Raw genomic sequence first — 18,624 nt, 5'->3', positions numbered from 1 at the left:
CCGGATCAGTTCGGGAACAGACGGGTGCCGACCCAGGCCTCACCCATCTGCACATCCAGTTCGGGCGTACGCATCTTGCGTTTTCCGCCAAACGGGCAGAGCGTGATTTCGCCCAGATAAATCTTGTCGCCAATTACATAAAGGTCCACCCGCGCAAACTCGACACGTTGTCCGACGGCTTCGGCAATTGCGACCATATCGTCAAACACCTCTGGCTTGGGCTCGGTGTCATCGCTTGTCTGGAAATACAGCTCTTTCGGGATGAAGTTGAAATCCCGGTCGTGGATCATCTGCACATGCCCTCGAGAGCGGTCCCGGTCGACCTGAACAATCTGGACCTTTCCGGCGACAACCCAGAATTTCCAGTCGATGATGTCCTGACCTTCTGCCGCCAGATCCTCTTCAAGGAAATAGCGTGTTTCGATCGTGGAATACCACCATTCTGCCGCCCAGAAGCCGTGGGGAATGGGTTTATTGCTCCAATTGGTAAGCTTTTCCTGGGCCAGGTTGCGGTCTTCTGTGTTCATGGGCCAGGTGATCCTGTGGTTTTGCCCCTGCCCGTTATTGCATTTGAGCCAATAGCTGCCGGGCTCGAGGTCGAGGTCTTCCGGCAACTCAGGCGACGATGAAACCCAATAGCGCTTCACCGGTGTAACAAGGTTCCTGGCTGGTTCTGGGATATAACTTTCCGCCGTCAACTTATCCGCCGCCGACACTTCGGGCATCTCGGCAAACAGCTTCATGACCAGCATCTTCTCAGTCACGGTCTTGGGGTTGCTCAAGTCAGGCAAATAGCGCTGATTGTTGGCAAACCTCGACAATGACATAGACATGGCATTCAACCGCAATGCGTCATTGGCATAGTGATCCCAACCTCGCTGATGACCCGATTGGGGTTTGTCATTCACCCCATAAAGCCCTTTGTCTTTTATCTTATCCAATTCAACCTGGGCCAATTTGAAGAATTGCTCAGAATTTGCGACCTGAGCTACAGACATCACGCCGTTGGTGGCCTCACTGATTTCCTCTTTGCTGATCCGCAAGTCCGGAAGCGAGTCGGGAAACTCGATTTTCTGCGGCGCGCCCCGCCCTCTGCGCGGCAAAGGTGCATTGGCAGGACTGATCCCCAAACCGCGCAGCCTTCGATCCAGAAATGAATGACGTTTTACACCCTTGGCAATCCACCAACGCATCCGACGGCCCCAAAGATGGACGGCCTGCGTCTGATCCGTAAGGTACTTTTTTCGAAACTCCCGCGCTGGAATGTCGTTCGCCTGCCCCGTTTGCCGAAACGGCAACGGGTAAAACACCGGGGGTGGGCTGGCGTGTTCTATCTCGCCATGATGTCGCAGAAACCACGTCATGACACCGGGTCCGTAAACACTGTGTGCCTGATCCGAGGCATGAGGCAACTCACCGGCCTTTTTCTGGCGTTCCAAATTCTCGCGTTCCTCACCTTCTACCCAAGGACGGATCGGGAATGGATCAAGGCTGTATTCCGTATACGCTTTCAGCGCGGGGCTGTCGGACGGCAACCGCATGATCGCATTGCAGATCGTATTACGATTGAAGAAGCCGAAAATATGATCCGCTTTCGGGATCGGTTTCAAAGAAATCACATCCGTATCGCACCAGAGAAAATCGGTTTTTTGCATTAGCTGCAGCCTGAAAATATCAGATTGCGGAACCGGTGTTTTAAACTGGTTGTTCATAATGAACCGCTGCGGTTCGTGAATTTCGTTCGCCGAAACCAGTTCGATACCTTCGGGTACATTCTCGACTTCGTCATAGTGGAACAGCACGACCCTGTGTCCGTTCGCGACAAAAGACAAAAGGCACATCTGTTCCAGAAAACTGAGAGGACCTTCCAACCAGAGCATTCCGATTGTGGGAAGAGTATTTTCCGCGGCCATATGCAGTTTCTCCGAAGGCGGGTTTTTCAGGATTCAGGCTGTTTTTCGCTGGAAGACGGTTGCTTGTCTGCCGAAAGACGCGCGTGCAATCCGCGGTCTTTAGCAACAAATTCTACAGCCGGCTTATTAACAAGCGTCTGGTAAAGCGCGTTGTATTCTGGCTGTTTGAGAAGGTCTTCGATCAACGCCTTGTGCCACAGGAATGCTTTTCGGTGCAGCCGAGCTAGCCGCCCATCGGACTGAAACTCCGCCATCAGTGCGTCAACTTCGCCCTTGTACCTGAGGATCGTCTCATCCGTCGCACCACCCCGGTTCCAACGGTCCCAGTATTCCGTTCCCAGCGTCTGGGAGGAGTGGTTGGCCCGCCCACGGCTGCGCTTGGCCAGATAGGCTTGTGTGGAGCGGACCGCATAGTGATTGATCTGTGCAATCTCAAATCCATAAGGCGGTGCAACATGGTTCCCAAAAGGTGCGGGCTCTTTCGCGTGTCCCCCGGGAACGGACCGGAATACACCTGCCTCAAACTCGGACTTGGGGTGCGGGTTGTGCATACCATAGCGGAGATAGACTTCACCCTGCCGGAAAAGCGATTTGACGAACCGGCGCCCCGCCCCGCCCTGCTCATACTCCAACTCACCATCGAAAAACTGCTGCGTCACTGGCGCGTCGCGCAACACGTGGCGACCGCTGTTCGAGAATATCTTCCATGGAATGGAAATGACATCCACGCCCGGTGTGGCCTCGATCAGGTCGTCCACCTTATGGTTTCCGACATGAATATTCAGAAACTCATCCGCATCGCAGACATAGACCCACTTGGCTTCTTTCACTACGGGCAAACGGCGGGCCTGCCTCAGAGCTGATCTGTGAATCCCGCCTGTTCCCACGCGGTTTCTGTGAAACTCAACATGACCCAGGGCCTCAAGACGGCGCAAAATTCTGTTCGTACCGTCCGTGCAATCGTTGGTGTAAACAATGATCCTGTCGAAGCCCAACACCTTATGATGAGCCACCCATTCCAGAATATATGGGCCCTCATTTTTCATCGCAGAGATGAGGATTTTTTCAGGCTTGTTCGTCACTGCCATTCACCCCAGACGCTTAGTCGCCCTGTTTCTTGCTGTCGTCTTGCGGAGTGATTTTTTCTATAGCGATCTGCGCACCAGCAATTGCCCGGATACGCAATTCACGGGGGTGTTTGCCCAGAAACTCGTTGACGGCCCGGATCACCCCGTCGCCCCACCAACCGCGACGGTGGTAATCATCAAACGCCATGATCCCACCCGCTTTGATCTTGGGAAACAACGCCTCCAGGTCCGCGGTTACTCCTTCGTAAGAATGATCCCCATCGACATAGGCAAATGAAATGCTCTCATCGTCAAAGAGCTTTAATGCCGGCACCGAGAAATCGCGAATGATGCCAACCTTGCCTTCTTCGATCTCTTTTTCGAAGGACGCGACGACCTTCTGGAAGATGGCTTCCATCTTTTCGTCTTCGGTCCGGCCGACAAACGCCGTTGTATGCGATTCCTCGCCAATATGTTTCCAGGGATCGATCAGAAACAACTGACTGGGTTCAAGCAATTTCAGGATTGTCGGAGAAAACTCGCCCTGCCAGACACCGATCTCAACAGCCACGCCACCCTTGGGAAGGCGCGTCAGGAACGTACGACGGATCGCGTCTTTTGTATTCTTGCGCTTTGTTGCCTTGTCTGCGTTCGGTTTATTCTGGCTGCCGGGAACAGCACCGATCACTCTGGGTTCGTTTGACATCTCGACCTCACTTGCAGACGGGTATTGAATTCACACGAAACCCGTTTTGTTTATTGGGCAATGGCTAACATGTCGTTGCTTCAAGAACCAGAAGCTATGTGTCGTTTTTGGAAAGTGGTGGCAACTTGTCGATACCAAGCCATGGTGGCTCGAGGCTTGTAATCCGATAGTCACTCGCTTTACTCGCAAGAAAACGGTTAATAGCCGAAGACATTCCGGAATAAGACCCTTTGCCCCGCCTGTAGGATGTAAAAGCGATACTTCCGCCCGGAGCCAGAACCCTGTCGATCCGGTTCAGCAATTGCAACATGACACGCTCGGCGCGAACGCCGCGTATGATCACGACGCCCACACTTTGATCCTGAAACAGCTTCAGCATCAAAGGCGGCAGCGCCCGGTAGACCCTCAGACGCCCCGCAATGATCGGTTCGCGGAAGTACTCCAGCAATGCATAGAACGTGCGATCCAGGGCCTGTAGATTACTGTCTTGCGTCGTATCCTTGCAGGCGAATGTATCCCACGACAGCCCCCATGGCCCGATGATCGTCAATTGAGCAACTGCATCCAATGCGAGTATTTCTTCTACAATTTCGGTTTCGACATGCCCGATCAAAACCCAGTTCTTCTTGCCGCTGATTGACCGCAAGAACCGCTGTCGCTGCTCTTTCGTTCTTTCAACCTCCGGAGACACTGGCGGCAGGAAAGATGGGTTCTTCGGATCGAACGGCAAGTCCACCTGTATTGCATTAGTGATTAATGCATGCTGCGCCGCCGCTTCTTCGTACTCCATGGCCGTTCCCAGAGAATCCAGCCGGGTAAACCAAGGGTAGTTATTGGGTTTTGAGTTTTCAGGTTTGGACATCTTGCCCAAGCGCGTCCATTTCGCAACTTGCGCGAAAGAAACTTCGGGGTCTTTGTAGGTCTCGGCATCAAAGGAAAGATCGCCTTCTTCCATCACGCCCAGATCCAGCGCCTTGATATATCGCCCCCCGGCAAAATTCTTGTACCGAGTTATGAATCCCTGCGCGGCCTCTGTTTCACGTATCTCCGAGATACGGCGCTTGTGATAAGCAACAGCTTTTTCGTGCAAGTCTCCCAGAACACGATCCGCACGTAGTTCATCATACGATTTTCCAAGGCGGTCCAATTTGGAAAGGACCGATAATTCTTCAACCTTGTTGAAGCAATGCATGTGCCAATAGGCTTGTCCCGTTGCCTCCATCTTGGGATGAAACGCGGTTGTGTTTACATCCCCCCGCAGCCGCTTCATCAGATAACTCTCAATGGACCGGACGGCATAGTGGTTCATCCTGAAAAACTGCTGCCCAAAGGCCGCGCCAGTCGTGGAATGAGACCAACCGTTTCGCCGCATTGCAGGTGGCAAGGGATCTCCGTCACCATCGATCCATGCAAAGCTTTCAGCCTTGCCGGCGATTGGGCCACGTGGACGGTGTGTGTTGATTGCCCGATAAGACCCGTTGTTTCTGACAAGCGATTTGAAGGCACGCACATTCTGCGGCGTAACCACCCCCAACTCTGCTGCAGATGTGAATTGTTCGATCACAAACTTGTCTTCAAACTCGACAATCCCATTGTGCCCGAACATCTGCCATATCGCGGCAAAGCCATCTGCATGTGGAAAGGTGCGAAACAGATCGTCCAGCGTGCCGTCCCCAACACGGATATCGAGAAATTCATCGACATCACAAACCAGAATCCACTCGGCCTCAGCGTACCAGGGATGTTCCATAGCGTTCGCATAGGCCGACGCCTGCGGCCCATGCTTCCAGGGACCGGGGTTATCGATATGCACCAGAAAACCCAGTTCCTCGCATCTTTTCAGGATCGCGTCGGTGCCATCAGAACAGTCATTCGAATTGACTATGAAATGCGTGAACCCGATCGAAAGGTAATAGGCGATCCATTCAAGGATGAACGGCCCCTCGTCTTTCATCGTTGATATGACAAGTCTCATCGCACCTACCCGCAACCTTGGCTCGCAAACTCAGGACGAAGGGAAAAATCGCATCATTGCAGAGGTATCGCGCGCTTCCCGACACCTGGCTTAGTTACGGGCCACGGATTTGCAATGCAAGAGAACAGACCAGAACGGCAAAGCCTGCTTCGCGTATGTCAATTTGAATATCACAAGATACGAGAAGATTTGGTGCGGTCGAGAAGACTCGAACTTCCACGGGTGTTACCCCACAGCGACCTCAACGCTGCGCGTCTACCAATTCCGCCACGACCGCACTGCCAGTGACTTGGTAGAGCGGCGTATAGACGTTGGCGCGCGCGATGTGAAGAGGCAAAAACACACTGGTTTAAAAACCTTCGCAGCAGTCTTATCTAAGCCGATGCACAGCGCAGTTTCGATCTGACAGGAGCCTCAGATGACCTCGACCGACACCCACCCCATCATACAGATCGATATCGTGTCGGACGTTGTGTGCCCATGGTGTATAGTCGGGTTTCGTCAGCTTGATGTGGCAATGAAACAGCAGGGCATCCAAGCCCAACTTCGCTGGCACCCGTTCGAATTGAACCCGAACATGCCGCCTGAAGGGCAGAACCTTCGGGAACACATCACGGAGAAATATGGCTCGACCCCTGAACAGAGCCAGCAGGCCCGCGAAAGGCTAACGGCGATCGGGGCGGAATTGGGGTTCACCTTCAACTTTGATGAAGACAGCCGGATCGTGAATACATTCAAGGCGCATCAGTTGCTGGATTGGGCCGAAGGTCAGGGCCTGCAACATCAATTGAAGCTTGCGCTATTCGACGCGTATTTCACCCGGCAACAGGATGTTTCCGACACTGAGGTTCTGTTGCAGGCCGTCACTTCTGCAGGGCTGAACCCTGATACCGCACGGCAGGTGCTTGAGACCGGGGAGCATATCGCTTTGGTGCGAGAGAAACAGCAGTTCTGGACCAGCCGGGGGATCTCTGGTGTGCCGTCCATGGTATTTGGCGGAAAATACCTGCTGACCGGAGCGCAAGGGGTCGACACCTATTCTCGGGTGCTGCAACAGTGTTTGGCCGAAGCGGCCTGACCCCTCTTCCCCTGCCCGCTTTGGGCGGATATGAGGCCGCCATGGAATGGAAAATCACCGATGGTCTGACCAGTTATGACGACGCCACCGCCTTTATGGAGGCGCGCGTCGCCGGGATTGCGCGCGGCGACGCGGAGGAGTGCATCTGGTTGCTGGAACACCCGCCGCTTTATACAGCAGGCACGTCGGCAAAGATCGAAGACCTGACCGATCCTGACCGTTTTCCGGTTTATGCAAGCAAACGGGGCGGCGAGTACACCTATCACGGGCCCGGTCAGCGTGTGGCCTATGTCATGCTGGACCTGAACAAGCGCGGGCGCGACGTGCGCCAATTTGTGAAGCAGCTGGAAAACTGGGTGATATCGGCGCTGGCTGAATTCAACGTACACGGCGAAATACGCGACGGACGCGTTGGTGTCTGGGTGCGACGCGACGACAAACCGCTGACGGTGGCTGGCAAACCGGCAGAGGACAAGATCGCGGCAATTGGTCTGCGTTTGCGAAAGTGGGTCAGCTTTCACGGCATTTCGATCAATGTCGAACCGGATCTGGAGCATTTCTCGGGCATCGTGCCCTGCGGGATCAGCGAATATGGCGTGACTTCGTTGGTGGATCTGGGGCTTCCGGTCACTATGGATGATCTTGATGCGGCCCTGAAAAAAACCTTCTCGGACGTTTTTGGTGCCTCTGATCTCTGATTCTATTTCGTCAGAGAATCAGCTTCAGCTGTGCTTGGTTACAACAATATGCATGTGTGGAAGGCTCTGTTTCCGAAACACGTTGCAATTTACCAAGAACTATTCAGTTTTACGTTATTCTTTAGGCAATTCTTAATTCTCTAGGATACATCGGTGTTGTTAACGAGTAATATGAAACTGCCAATCAAGAGTGAGTGGTATGTTAAACCGGTGATCAAGGGCTCGCCCTCGAAATCCGAGAAGTGTTTGGTTACGAGTCTGCCGTTCCGACCCCAAATCGGAACGGCAATTCATTTCCCCCTTCACGCTGAAACCCGTGCTCAAGCCGTATTGGCTCGGAGCAGGCGATTTCTGCGTTGTCAAGCCGTTGAGACACTTCACCTGTCCCGAGGCGGTCTTTCGGGTATTCTTATTTCCGGCTGCAACGGCATGAGCGGGTGAATGTGGGCTATTGTCCGGCCTGGAACTTAATAAACACCCACAAAGCTATTGATTATGAATACTTTTTTATCGTTTCAGCATGTTGTGCGATCAGGTCGAAATCACCCATTTTACCAGGTGGGCGCATCGACACGCCGTCATGGCGCGGCAGGACGTGAAAATGCAGGTGAAAAACCTCCTGCCCGCCTGCGGTTTCGTTGAATTGCTGAATGGTTACACCGTCCGCGTCGAAGGCCTTCATCACTGCACGGGCCATCTTTTGAACGGTGTTCATGACCGCCGCCAGTTGGTCGGGCGTGGCATCCAGCACATTGCGGCAGGGTGTTTTGGGGATCACCAGCAAATGCCCATCAGCGCGCGGCATGATGTCCATGAAGGCCAATGTTTCGGCGTCTTCGTAAACTTTTGACGAAGGTATCTCGCCGCGCAGAATTTTGGCGAAGATGTTGTCGGGATCATAATCCATGGTTGGCCATCCGTTCCTTGAGGGGCTTTCGACCGAGTTGTGGTCCAGCCGCCCCGCCGGGTCAAGCCGGGGGATTGAAGGGTGAAATGTACAAATTGTACCGGGTTTTCAGAGGCCGTTGTTCGTTTTGTACACTTGGATTTGGCATGAGATCACATCATCAGAGACAGATGCGGCACGTTCCCGACAGGTGATGTCTGGTTGCGTTGCAGAGTACGGGTTTCGCAATTCTTAATCGGACGAAAACTGGTTAAATTTTTGAATACTTCATCAAGCTCAAGTCGAAGGTGCACTGTGCGGACAAACCCGCTATTGCCAGTAGCCCCAAAAATCATCTGATATTAGACAAGTCTTGGTGAAGGTGGTTTACATCCGCTAAGCACGTTCGGAATATCTTGTGTCAATTATGAAACTTTTGCTGCCTATCCTGCTTTTGAGCGTTTTCGCGTGCGTTCGCGCTCCAGAAATTGTGGGCATCGATAATCCCACAATTCCGACGAGTTCAGTGATCGAAGCCACCAAACACAAATTATTTATCGCAACAACTCGCGAAGATTCGGAAGTCGTCGGTGCTTTATTTTCCGAGCTCCGAGCAGATGAATTGGGTTTGGCCTCAGTCGAGGTATCAGTTCCACCAACGCATGTAGCTGGGGCTTTGGAAAGGCCCAAATCTCTTCCACCTGACCCGCGAACGGAATTCGCGATCATCGATCCCGCAATATACCGCTCCAAAACTGCATTTCTGTCATCGCTGAACACGGAACTGCGATCTCGCGCCCCCGCGGAGCGTGAAGTGCTCTTATTTGTGCACGGGTATAACATGACAACCAGCGACGCCATTTTGCAGGTGGGACAATTCGTCCAAGACAGCGGCTTTAAAGGGGTGCCGGTACTTTTTACCTGGGCTTCGGGAGGTCGGCTTTCCAGATATGTTTACGATCTCAACAGCGCCCTTGTTGCGCGGCCTCTTTTGATCGATGCAGCGGAGATACTCACGCAATCCACCGCGACAAAGTATCATGTTTTTGCCCATTCGATGGGAGGGTTTTTGACGATGGAAGCGATTGTTGACGCCGCTCAGAAAGGTCAATTCAATAGAATGGGTCGCCTGCAAAACGTGGTACTGGCTTCGCCTGACATAGATGTGGATTTATTTCGATCTCAGATGAGAGAAATAGGCAATACATTCGATCGGTTCTTCATACTGCTGTCTAAGGATGACTCCGCTTTACGCGTGTCACGCCGGATTGCGGGCGGCGTCCCGCGCGTGGGGGCTGCAGACGCAGAAGAACTCAGCGCGCTTGGTGTTACTGCGATCGACCTGTCGCGAATCCAGAATTCGAGGACAGGCAGTCATTCAAAATTTGCGGGATCGCCGGAAATAGTGCAGGAGATCGGACGCGGGTTAAACGAAGCCCCTGGTTATGGCTCGCGCCGGCAGACCGTTTTGGAGCAGCTAATAGGAGACCTGCCTGTACGTGTGGTTACGGCTGGTGACTAAGCGTTTGAGCGCCAAGAATGAACCGCCGCTTTGGGCTCAACACCCCCTTCCCTGTCCTCGATCCTGCGGAGTGGGCCGACGGCAGGCGGCATGATGACAGGTACCGGATCCGCTGTATCACCACCCCCCCGAAACGCTCAGATCCCGGCCTCCTGATCGTTCGTTTTCAAGGGGGGTGCGGCCATTTATCTTGATCCAGATCAAACTCGGCCATTGAAGGTCGCCCCTACGCATTCTAAAACCAGCAGGAATCCCGCGCGTTGGAGAGGTCCGGCTGCGCGGTGTAGTTGCAACAGGAGGCACCTATAATGGCAGACGCAGCCATTCATGGTCACGACCATGAAGACCAGCGCAGCTTTTTCCAGCGCTGGTTCATGTCGACCAACCACAAGGACATCGGGATTCTGTACCTGATCGTTTCGGCTCTGGCCGGTCTGATCTCGGTTCTGATGACCGTTTACATGCGGCTTGAACTGATGCACCCCGGTGTTCAGTACATGTGCCTGGAAGGCTTCATGGCCGACCCGTGTACACCCAACGGGCATCTGTGGAACGTGATGATCACCTATCACGGTGTTCTGATGATGTTCTTCGTTGTCATCCCTGCCCTGTTCGGCGGATTTGGCAACTATTTCATGCCGTTGCAGATCGGCGCGCCGGATATGGCGTTCCCGCGGATGAACAACCTGTCCTTCTGGCTTTATGTTGCCGGTACCTCGCTGGGTGTGGCCTCGCTGCTGAGCCCGGGTGGTAACGATCAGATGGGTTCGGGCGTGGGCTGGGTTCTGTACCCGCCGCTGTCCACGACCGAGGGCGGCATGTCCATGGACCTTGCGATCTTTGCCGTGCACGTATCGGGCGCCTCCTCGATCCTCGGCGCGATCAACATGATCACCACCTTCCTGAACATGCGTGCCCCCGGCATGACCCTGTTCAAGGTGCCGCTGTTCAGCTGGTCGATCTTCGTCACCTCGTGGCTGATTCTGCTGTCGCTGCCGGTTCTGGCGGGCGCGATCACCATGTTGCTGATGGACCGCAACTTTGGCTTTACCTTCTTTGATCCAGCCGGTGGCGGCGATCCGATCCTGTATCAGCACATCCTGTGGTTCTTTGGCCACCCGGAAGTGTATATCGTGATCCTGCCCGGTTTCGGCATCATCAGCCATGTCATCGCGACCTTCTCGCGCAAGCCGATCTTTGGCTATCTGCCGATGGTCTGGGCGATTATCGCAATCGGTGTGCTGGGCTTTGTCGTGTGGGCGCACCACATGTACACCGTTGGCATGTCGCTGCGTCAGCAGGCCTATTTCATGCTGGCCACGATGGTCATCGCGGTTCCGACAGGTGTTAAGGTCTTCTCGTGGATCGCGACCATGTGGGGCGGTTCCATCGAGTTCAAGACACCGATGCTGTTTGCCTTTGGCTTCCTGTTCCTGTTCACCGTTGGCGGTGTGACCGGTGTGGTGCTGTCGCAGGCTGGCGTGGACCGCGCCTATCACGACACCTACTATGTGGTGGCACATTTCCACTATGTGATGAGCTTGGGTGCCGTGTTTGCGATCTTCGCTGGTGTGTACTTCTACTTCAGCAAGATGACAGGGCGTCAGTATTCCGAGTTCTGGGGCAAGGTTCACTTCTGGCTGTTCTTCATCGGCGCCAACCTGACCTTCTTCCCGCAGCACTTCCTGGGTCGTCAGGGGATGCCGCGCCGCTACATCGACTATCCCGAAGCGTTCGCGCAGTGGAACTATGTTTCGTCGATTGGCGCGTTCATCTCGTTCGCCTCGTTCCTGCTGTTCTTCGGCATCGTGATCTACGCCCTGCTACGTGGCGCACGCGAGACCCGGCCCAACTACTGGAACGAGTATGCGGATACGCTGGAATGGACCCTGCCCACCCCGCCGCCCGAACACACGTTCGAGCAGCTGCCCAAGCAGGAAGACTGGGACAAGGGCCACGCGCACTGATCCCGACCTGATCCAAGAAACCCCGCCCTGGTGGCGGGGTTTTTCTTTGCCCTCACCCTGCGTTCGCCAAGTGCGACGAAATCGGCTATGATGTGCGGACGGAACAGTCGGAGGGTCGGCAATGCCCGAGATCGACTTTTGGTATTCCATTGGCAGCACGTACAGCTTCCTGACCGTGATGCGTCTGGAGGAATGGTGCGCCCAGCATGACGCCACGGTGAACTGGCGCCCGTTCAACGTGCGCACGGTGATGTCGGCCCAGCAGAATATCCCTTTTGCCGGAAAGCCTGTGAAATCGGCTTACATGTGGCGCGATATCGAACGCCGCTGTGCCAAGTACCACATCCACGCCAACCTGCCTGCGCCCTATCCGATTTCCAATCTGCCGCTGGCCAATCAGGTTGCGTTGCTTGGAATGATGGATGGCTGGGGCGTGACGTTCACCCAAACGCTCTATCGCATCTGGTTCGAGGAAGGGGTGGAAGCTGGTCGCGAAAGTGCGCTGTCCGAGGCGCTGTTGCGGTGTCAGCAAGACCCCCGACTGACCCTGGCACGCGCACAAGGCGACGACATCGTCGCGGCCCTTGAGGCGGAAACCGAAACCGCCGTCAAACTGGGTGTTTTCGGCGCCCCCAGCTTTGTTGTCCGGCAGGAGGTGTTCTGGGGTGACGATCGTCTGGATGACGCCCTGTCCTGGTCTCGGGTCGGCCACGTCGTCTGATCAAAACCCGTCGACATGAGGCGGCGCTGCGCTATGTTCGCGGTATGCCCTATACGTGGAATCAGACCTCGGAAACCGAACAGGAACTGCGGCTTTGGCCGCATAACTCGCTGCCGCCGCGGGGCGCGATGATCACGATCCTGTCGGTGTTCCTGTTTGGCCTGATCCCGCTGCTGGCCACGCTTGGTTCCGTGATCCTGTGGGGGTTGCTGCCGTTTCTGCTGATCACTGTGCTGGGGCTGTGGCTGGCCATCAAGACCAACTACCGCGCCCGCAGTGTGTTCGAGGTACTGACCCTGTCGGGCACACATGCGCGGCTGGTGCACCACACCCCCGGCAAAGAGCAGCACGAATGGTCTTGCAACCGTTATTGGGCGCGGCCGGCGATGCATGAGAAAGGCGGCCCGGTTCCGCATTATGTCACCCTTGTCGGAGACGGGCGCGAGGTCGAAATCGGGGCGTTTCTGTCCGAAGATGAGCGGATCATGCTTTATGACGAGCTGGTCCTAAGACTGCGCGAGCCGGTCGCGCAGTAATGTTTTCCGAGGCCCAGTGCCTCAGCAATCGCCGTTTGAGGCTGCGCACAGGTGATCCTTGACCATAGGACCGACCTTGCCGAAATCCATCTGGCCGGTATAGCGCGTTTTCAACTCGCCCATCACCTTGCCCATATCGCGGATCGAACCCGCGCCGGTTGCCGTGATGGCGGTTTGAATGGCCTTGCTGACCTCATCGTCATCCAGCTGTTTGGGCAGAAATTCCTCGATCACCTCGACTTCGCGAATCTCGCGTTCGGCCAGATCCAGGCGACCGCCCTCTTCGTAGGCGCGGGCGCTTTCCTTGCGCTGCTTGGTCATTTTCCCAAGGATTTCAAGAACCTCTGCGTCGCTGCATCCCTTTGCTTCTTCATTGCTGGACGCACGTGCCGCGATGTCGCGGTCTTTGATGGCGGCGTTGATCAACCGCAGTGTCGACAGACGCTCGGCTGCTTTGTCTTTCATTGCTTGCTTCAGGGCGGCATTCACCCGTGATCGCATGTCCATTTGGTTTGTCCATCCCCATGACAACGGAACCCCGACCATATAGAAACAAAAAGCCTGATACAACCGGGGGTCGATCCATCTAACCCATTGAAAAACAACAACAGCCTAAAAATTGAACAGACTTGACCCAGACGCCCAACCCCCTTAGGTATGCGCCGATTTACCCTACAGGAGAGTCGCGCCATGGCCCCAAATGCCCCGTCCAAGCCCACCGCATGTCTGGCTTTGGCCGATGGAACCCTGTTTTACGGCGCAGGCTTCGGCGCGATCGGGCAAACCGTGGCCGAGCTGTGCTTTAACACGGCGATGACCGGATATCAGGAGATCATGACCGACCCGTCTTATGCCGGGCAGATCGTAACCTTCACCTTCCCTCATATCGGCAATGTCGGCGTGAACCCCGAGGATGACGAAACCGGTGATCCGGTCGCCGCTGGCATGGTTGTGAAATGGGATCCGACCGAGCCATCGAACTGGCGCTCGGCCGAGGAGCTCAAGGGCTGGCTGGCGCGTCGGGGGCGCATCGCCATCGGTGGCGTTGATACCCGCCGCCTGACCCGGGCCATCCGCCAGCAAGGTGCGCCGCATGTGGCGCTGGCCCATGATCCCGAGGGAAATTTCGACATCGAGGCGCTGGTCGCCGCCGCGCGCGGTTTTGCCGGGCTGGAGGGCATGGACCTGGCCAAGGAGGTCACCTGCGCCCAAAGCTATCGCTGGGACGAGATGCGGTGGGCCTGGCCGGATGGGTACCAGCGCCAGAAGGCCCCTGCCCACAAGGTTGTTGCCGTTGACTATGGCGCCAAGCGCAACATCCTGCGCTGCCTCGCATCCGCCGGATGTGATGTGACCGTTCTGCCCGCAACCGCGACCGCAGCCGAAGTGCTGGCACATCAGCCCGACGGTGTTTTCCTGTCGAACGGTCCTGGCGATCCGGCAGCAACAGGCGAATACGCCGTACCGATGATCAAAGAGATTCTGGAGACGACAGACCTGCCTGTGTTCGGCATCTGCCTTGGACACCAGATGCTGGCGCTGGCGCTGGGTGGTCAGACGGTCAAGATGAACCATGGCCACCATGGCGCGAACCACCCGGTCAAGGATCTGGACACCGGCAAAGTCGAGATCACATCGATGAACCACGGTTTTGCTGTCGATGCGCAATCCCTGCCGGATGGCGTCGTGGAAACCCACCGGTCGCTGTTTGACGGTTCGAACTGCGGTATCCGCATGGCGGATAGGCCGGTTTATTCGGTGCAATACCACCCCGAGGCATCGCCCGGACCGCAGGACAGTTTCTATTTGTTCGAGCGCTTCGCCGAGGCCATGGAAAAGAAGAAAATTCAGGCATAACTGCTTGTCTGTGCAGTGTTAACCGGGTGTTAACCCTGATCGAACAACCCTGAGCGCAGGTAACTGCGCCAGGGTTTTGTTATGGCTGAGCTTGATCTTCTGGATTTCACGTCCGCCGCACCGATCCCCGCGCACGGGCATCGGAAGCCGCTGGGCACCTGCCTGCTGGAAATCGGGGCCATCACCCGATCCCAGTTGGACCATGCGCTGAGCCAGCAAACCAGACAGAACGCACCGCTGGGAGAGATATTGGTCGGCGAAGGCTATGCCACCCGGCAGGACGTGTTGAGCGCTCTGTCCGCGCAATCCGGCTGGCAGATTGCCGATCTTGAACAGATCCCGCCGATGCCGGAACTGAGCGGGTTGATGCCGGTCGACTTCTGGCTGAAACACAATGTCATCCCTTGGATGCGGATTGGCCCCCTTGTTCTGGTGGCCACCGCCCGGCCCGACCGGTTCGCAACCGTGACCGCCGAAATGCGCGAATGCGAATATGCCGTGATCCCGGTGCTGGCGGCATCCGATCAGATCGACCGCACAATTGCGCGGCAATTCTCGGGGTCTTTGGCCAGATCGGCGGAAACCCGGGTTGATCCCGCACAAAGCTGCCGCAACTGGACCCTTAGGTCACGCGTGGGACCTTCGGTGGCCCTGTTGTGTGTGCTGGGGCTGTTTGCCATGTTCCCGGCGTTTGGCCTGCTGGCGGTGCTGGGCATGGCTGTGGGAACTCTGGCGCTTTTTGCAGCCTTTCGGATGGCTGGCACGCTGGCTTACCTTTGGCATCGCCTGAGAACGCAGCCGGACCACACCGAAGCTGCCATCACATTGCGGCAACCCTGCGTATCGATCATGGTGCCATTGTACAAGGAGCGCGAGATCGCGAACGCTCTGGTACAGAGACTACAGCGGCTGACCTATCCCAAGGCGTTGCTGGATGTCATCCTTGTGCTTGAGGAAAAGGATGACGTGACGCGCAATGCCCTTGCGCAGGTGAGCCTGCCCAGCTGGATTCGCATCGTCGAGGTGCCCGAGCTGAACGGGTTGACCACCAAGCCGCGCGCCATGAATTACGCGCTGGATTTCTGCCGGGGCGACTTCGTCGGCGTCTGGGATGCCGAGGACGCCCCACAACCGGATCAGATCGAGCGCGTGGTGGCGCATTTCACCCAGGCCGCGCCGGATGTGGTGTGCCTGCAAGGGGTTCTGGATTACTACAACCCGCGCACCAACTGGCGGTCACGCTGCTTTACCATCGAATACAACAGCTGGTTCCGCGTGATCCTGCCGGGGATCGCCCGCATGGGGCTGGTGGTGCCACTTGGGGGCACCACGTTCTTTTTCCGTCGCGACAAGCTGTTGGAACTGGGCGGCTGGGATGCCCATAACGTCACCGAGGATGCTGATCTGGGCGTAAGGCTGTACCGGGCCGGGTACCGGACCGAAATGGTGGATACCACAACATATGAAGAGGCGAATTTCCGGGCCTGGCCCTGGGTCAAACAGCGCTCGCGCTGGCTCAAGGGGTTCATGGTCACGTATCTGGTGCATATGCGCAGCCCGCAAAAGCTGTGGCGTGACCTTGGAGGTGCCAGATTTCTGGGCCTTCAGGCGTTCTTTCTGGGCACGTTGGGGCAATTTCTGCTGGCGCCCGTTCTCTGGGTATTCTGGCTGTCAAGCCTGGGGCTGGCCAATCCGATGGATAATATCGTGCCGCATTCAACCTCTACCGCGCTGATCGGGCTGTTTTTGATGGCAGAGGGGCTGAGTATCGGTGTTGGTCTGATCGCCGTATCCGCACGCGAGCGGCGGTTTCTTTTGCCTTGGGTTCCGACGATGTTTCTATATTTCCCGCTGGGCGTGATTGCCGGTTACAAGGCGCTGTGGGAATTGGCGACCAACCCGTTTTTCTGGGACAAGACCCAGCACGGACAGGCCAGCGAAGACGAGCCGCTGGCCTGACAATCACTTGTCGCGGCGGCTTGCGTCCTGCTTCAGGCGCGTCATGAATGCGATCGAGATATGGTCCTTGAGCGCCCGCCCCGCCGCCTCTTCATCGCGCGCGGCAATGGCTTCGACGATGCCTTTATGTTCGCTCTGGGCAATTTCTCCGCGCCCCTGCACGGCCAGCGACGTGGTCGCCATCAAGGCCATAGTCCGGTGCACCAGATCAAGCTGCTGGACAAGGTAGCGGTTGTGCGAGGCCAGATGGATCTGTTCGTGAAAGCGCCGATTGGCACGTGACAGCGCCATCGGATCACCCACCAGCTTGTCATCTTCGAGGACCATGTCGTGAAGAACCCTGATCTCTTCTTCGGTGGCGTGTTTGGCGGCCAGCCGCGCGGCGAGCCCTTCCAGTTCGCGGCGCACGATATAAAGCTCGGCCATCTGGTTGTGGTCCAGCGACGCCACGATCAGCGACCGCCCGTCCCGTTCCAGCAGAGACTGGGTTTCCAGACGTTGCAGCGCTTCGCGGATCGGGGTGCGCGACACTCCGAACCGTTCTGCCAGCTCGCTTTCAACCAGACGATCGCCGGGCTTGTAGACGCCGACATCAATGGCTTCGAGTATCAGGCTATAGGCATCCTTGGTGGGGGATCGGGTCTGGCTCATGGGGTATTCTGTCTCCTCGTTCGGACATGTCTATCCGTCTCTGGGGGCGGCAATCAAGTACGGCATTGAAAACACCCCGCCCGCGCCCTAAACCCAAACCATGGTCAAACCGTCCTTCAGTCATGTCACGCAATGGGTGTTCGATCTGGATAACACCCTCTATCCGCCGCATATGCAGCTGTTCGATCAGATCGAAGTTCTGATGACGGATTACGTGGTGCAGGCCATCGGCGTGGACCGGGCCGAGGCCAACAGGCTGCGCGGGCAGTACTGGCGCCAATACGGCACCACGCTGGCCGGGCTAATGGCCGAACATGATCTGGACCCCGAGCCTTATCTGCACGCGGTGCATCAGGTGGACATGAGCCATATGGACCCGGATGCAGCGCTGGCCGATCACATTCGCGCCCTGCCCGGACGGCGCATTGTCTACACCAATGGCAGCGCGCCCTACGCCGAGCGGGTTTTGCAGGCGCGCGGGCTTTCGGGGCTGTTTGATGCAATCTATGGCGTCGAACATGCCGGGTATCGGCCAAAGCCCGAGAAAGCCGCCTTTGAAGCCATCTTTGCACAGGATGGCATTCAGGCTGACAAGGCCGCCATGTTCGAGGATGACCCGCGTAATCTGGCCGCCCCGCATGAGATGGGCATGCGCACGGTTCACGTCGCCCCGGACCCGCATGAGGCCGATCACATCCACCATCACACGGACGATCTGACCGCGTTTCTGGCCCGCCTGCGGTAGCCTGTCACACTGCGACGATCCGCACGTTCTGCACCCGAATGCGCAGCCCTATATGCGCTGGAGCGACGAACAGAACGGAGAGCCCCATGAGCGCGATCGAGATGCCCGGACGCCTGCCGGTTTGGCAGCGCCTATTCTTTGCAATTCCGGTTTTCGGGTGGCTGGCCCGCGACGCCGCCAACGCCAAGGCGGAGGACCTGTATTATACCGTCGGCGCGGTCCTCAGCATGTGGGGCTGTTCCGCCATGGTATTCGGCCTTCCCGGCCTTTACATCCCTGCCCTGATGATGGTGCCGGTGATGTTCCTTGTCCTGATCCTGATCTCACGCGGCTGAGATACGGG

General features: G+C 56.5%; 17 protein-coding genes and 1 tRNA gene. 10 read left to right on the top strand and 8 right to left on the bottom strand.

The window, feature by feature from the left end; all coding sequences use genetic code 11:
* Positions 1 to 5 precede the first annotated feature (5 nt).
* From I9182_RS00945 to I9182_RS00925, 5 genes are all read right to left on the bottom strand, one after another.
* Positions 6 to 1,913 (bottom strand): ATP-grasp fold amidoligase family protein, encoded by a 1,908-nt coding sequence (locus I9182_RS00945; RefSeq protein ID WP_209504221.1) that lies wholly within the window; start codon positions 1,911 to 1,913, stop codon positions 6 to 8.
* A 26-nt stretch (positions 1,914 to 1,939) separates the two neighbouring features.
* Positions 1,940 to 2,959, bottom strand: a complete 1,020-nt coding sequence (locus tag I9182_RS00940; RefSeq protein ID WP_209504902.1) for a glycosyltransferase family 2 protein — start codon at positions 2,957 to 2,959, stop codon at positions 1,940 to 1,942.
* Between the two features lie 55 nt (positions 2,960 to 3,014).
* A complete protein-coding gene (locus tag I9182_RS00935; protein WP_209595900.1) occupies positions 3,015 to 3,686 on the bottom strand; it encodes a class I SAM-dependent methyltransferase in 672 nt (223 codons plus the stop codon).
* A 94-nt stretch (positions 3,687 to 3,780) separates the two neighbouring features.
* Positions 3,781 to 5,661: a glycosyltransferase family 2 protein gene (locus I9182_RS00930; RefSeq protein ID WP_209595898.1), complete on the bottom strand. Its 1,881-nt coding sequence runs from the start codon at positions 5,659 to 5,661 to the stop codon at positions 3,781 to 3,783.
* 190 nt (positions 5,662 to 5,851) lie between these two features.
* Positions 5,852 to 5,938 (bottom strand) — tRNA-Leu (locus I9182_RS00925).
* A gap of 141 nt (positions 5,939 to 6,079) precedes the next feature.
* On the opposite strand from I9182_RS00925, the gene I9182_RS00920 reads away from it, so the two are divergent.
* The gene (locus I9182_RS00920) at positions 6,080 to 6,739 is read left to right on the top strand and encodes a DsbA family oxidoreductase (RefSeq protein WP_209504224.1); all 660 of its coding nucleotides are present in this window, start codon (positions 6,080 to 6,082) and stop codon (positions 6,737 to 6,739) included.
* 41 nt (positions 6,740 to 6,780) lie between these two features.
* Positions 6,781 to 7,437, top strand: a complete 657-nt coding sequence (gene lipB, locus I9182_RS00915; protein WP_209595896.1) for a lipoyl(octanoyl) transferase LipB — start codon at positions 6,781 to 6,783, stop codon at positions 7,435 to 7,437.
* Between the two features lie 493 nt (positions 7,438 to 7,930).
* Here the strand turns inward: lipB and I9182_RS00910 are convergent, their stop codons facing one another.
* Complete coding sequence (locus I9182_RS00910) at positions 7,931 to 8,344, bottom strand: HIT family protein (RefSeq protein ID WP_209595894.1); 414 nt, start codon at positions 8,342 to 8,344, stop codon at positions 7,931 to 7,933.
* Between the two features lie 406 nt (positions 8,345 to 8,750).
* Between I9182_RS00910 and I9182_RS00905 the strand changes: the two genes are divergently transcribed.
* The 4 genes from I9182_RS00905 (at position 8,751) to I9182_RS00890 (ending at position 13,069) form a co-directional block, all read left to right on the top strand.
* Positions 8,751 to 9,845, top strand: coding sequence for an alpha/beta hydrolase (locus I9182_RS00905; protein ID WP_209595891.1), 1,095 nt, complete (start codon positions 8,751 to 8,753; stop codon positions 9,843 to 9,845).
* A 308-nt stretch (positions 9,846 to 10,153) separates the two neighbouring features.
* Complete coding sequence (ctaD, locus tag I9182_RS00900) at positions 10,154 to 11,812, top strand: cytochrome c oxidase subunit I (protein ID WP_209595889.1); 1,659 nt, start codon at positions 10,154 to 10,156, stop codon at positions 11,810 to 11,812.
* Between the two features lie 121 nt (positions 11,813 to 11,933).
* Complete coding sequence (locus I9182_RS00895) at positions 11,934 to 12,533, top strand: 2-hydroxychromene-2-carboxylate isomerase (protein WP_209504229.1); 600 nt, start codon at positions 11,934 to 11,936, stop codon at positions 12,531 to 12,533.
* 44 nt (positions 12,534 to 12,577) lie between these two features.
* Positions 12,578 to 13,069 carry a DUF2244 domain-containing protein gene (locus I9182_RS00890; RefSeq protein WP_209595887.1) on the top strand — a complete coding sequence of 164 codons (492 nt, stop codon included), beginning with the start codon at positions 12,578 to 12,580 and terminating at the stop codon, positions 13,067 to 13,069.
* A gap of 21 nt (positions 13,070 to 13,090) precedes the next feature.
* Here I9182_RS00890 and I9182_RS00885 read toward each other — a convergent pair whose 3' ends face one another.
* Positions 13,091 to 13,576: a GatB/YqeY domain-containing protein gene (locus tag I9182_RS00885; protein WP_209504231.1), complete on the bottom strand. Its 486-nt coding sequence runs from the start codon at positions 13,574 to 13,576 to the stop codon at positions 13,091 to 13,093.
* A 183-nt stretch (positions 13,577 to 13,759) separates the two neighbouring features.
* On the opposite strand from I9182_RS00885, the gene carA reads away from it, so the two are divergent.
* Both carA and I9182_RS00875 read left to right on the top strand, forming a co-directional pair.
* Positions 13,760 to 14,926 carry a glutamine-hydrolyzing carbamoyl-phosphate synthase small subunit gene (carA, locus tag I9182_RS00880; RefSeq protein ID WP_209595886.1) on the top strand — a complete coding sequence of 389 codons (1,167 nt, stop codon included), beginning with the start codon at positions 13,760 to 13,762 and terminating at the stop codon, positions 14,924 to 14,926.
* A gap of 81 nt (positions 14,927 to 15,007) precedes the next feature.
* Positions 15,008 to 16,885, top strand: coding sequence for a glycosyltransferase (locus I9182_RS00875; RefSeq protein WP_209595884.1), 1,878 nt, complete (start codon positions 15,008 to 15,010; stop codon positions 16,883 to 16,885).
* A 3-nt stretch (positions 16,886 to 16,888) separates the two neighbouring features.
* On the opposite strand, the gene I9182_RS00870 is transcribed toward I9182_RS00875, so the two are convergent.
* On the bottom strand, positions 16,889 to 17,536 hold the full coding sequence (locus tag I9182_RS00870; RefSeq protein WP_209504233.1) for a GntR family transcriptional regulator: 648 nt from the start codon (positions 17,534 to 17,536) through the stop codon (positions 16,889 to 16,891).
* A gap of 100 nt (positions 17,537 to 17,636) precedes the next feature.
* Between I9182_RS00870 and I9182_RS00865 the strand changes: the two genes are divergently transcribed.
* Both I9182_RS00865 and I9182_RS00860 read left to right on the top strand, forming a co-directional pair.
* Positions 17,637 to 18,281, top strand: a complete 645-nt coding sequence (locus I9182_RS00865) for a pyrimidine 5'-nucleotidase (protein WP_209595882.1) — start codon at positions 17,637 to 17,639, stop codon at positions 18,279 to 18,281.
* Positions 18,282 to 18,367: 86 nt separating this feature from the next.
* Positions 18,368 to 18,616: a hypothetical protein gene (locus I9182_RS00860; RefSeq protein WP_209504235.1), complete on the top strand. Its 249-nt coding sequence runs from the start codon at positions 18,368 to 18,370 to the stop codon at positions 18,614 to 18,616.
* Positions 18,617 to 18,624: the final 8 nt, after the last annotated feature.

Source organism: Ruegeria sp. HKCCSP351, assembly GCF_017872535.1.
Lineage (GTDB): Bacteria > Pseudomonadota > Alphaproteobacteria > Rhodobacterales > Rhodobacteraceae > Ruegeria.
The sequence above is the reverse complement of the archived record's forward strand: the minus strand, read 5'-3'. Positions and strand labels throughout refer to the sequence as shown.

Coding starts and splice junctions, on each gene's coding strand:
- carA (WP_209595886.1), top strand. CDS start 13,760: ATGGCCCCAAATGCCCCGTCCAAGCCCACCGCATGTCTGGCTTTGGCC.
- ctaD (WP_209595889.1), top strand. CDS start 10,154: ATGGCAGACGCAGCCATTCATGGTCACGACCATGAAGACCAGCGCAGC.
- I9182_RS00920 (WP_209504224.1), top strand. CDS start 6,080: ATGACCTCGACCGACACCCACCCCATCATACAGATCGATATCGTGTCG.
- I9182_RS00935 (WP_209595900.1), bottom strand. CDS start 3,686: ATGTCAAACGAACCCAGAGTGATCGGTGCTGTTCCCGGCAGCCAGAAT.
- I9182_RS00905 (WP_209595891.1), top strand. CDS start 8,751: ATGAAACTTTTGCTGCCTATCCTGCTTTTGAGCGTTTTCGCGTGCGTT.
- I9182_RS00895 (WP_209504229.1), top strand. CDS start 11,934: ATGCCCGAGATCGACTTTTGGTATTCCATTGGCAGCACGTACAGCTTC.
- I9182_RS00890 (WP_209595887.1), top strand. CDS start 12,578: ATGCCCTATACGTGGAATCAGACCTCGGAAACCGAACAGGAACTGCGG.
- I9182_RS00870 (WP_209504233.1), bottom strand. CDS start 17,536: ATGAGCCAGACCCGATCCCCCACCAAGGATGCCTATAGCCTGATACTC.
- I9182_RS00945 (WP_209504221.1), bottom strand. CDS start 1,913: ATGGCCGCGGAAAATACTCTTCCCACAATCGGAATGCTCTGGTTGGAA.
- lipB (WP_209595896.1), top strand. CDS start 6,781: ATGGAATGGAAAATCACCGATGGTCTGACCAGTTATGACGACGCCACC.
- I9182_RS00885 (WP_209504231.1), bottom strand. CDS start 13,576: ATGGACATGCGATCACGGGTGAATGCCGCCCTGAAGCAAGCAATGAAA.
- I9182_RS00910 (WP_209595894.1), bottom strand. CDS start 8,344: ATGGATTATGATCCCGACAACATCTTCGCCAAAATTCTGCGCGGCGAG.
- I9182_RS00875 (WP_209595884.1), top strand. CDS start 15,008: ATGGCTGAGCTTGATCTTCTGGATTTCACGTCCGCCGCACCGATCCCC.
- I9182_RS00930 (WP_209595898.1), bottom strand. CDS start 5,661: ATGAGACTTGTCATATCAACGATGAAAGACGAGGGGCCGTTCATCCTT.
- I9182_RS00865 (WP_209595882.1), top strand. CDS start 17,637: ATGGTCAAACCGTCCTTCAGTCATGTCACGCAATGGGTGTTCGATCTG.
- I9182_RS00940 (WP_209504902.1), bottom strand. CDS start 2,959: ATGAAAAATGAGGGCCCATATATTCTGGAATGGGTGGCTCATCATAAG.
- I9182_RS00860 (WP_209504235.1), top strand. CDS start 18,368: ATGAGCGCGATCGAGATGCCCGGACGCCTGCCGGTTTGGCAGCGCCTA.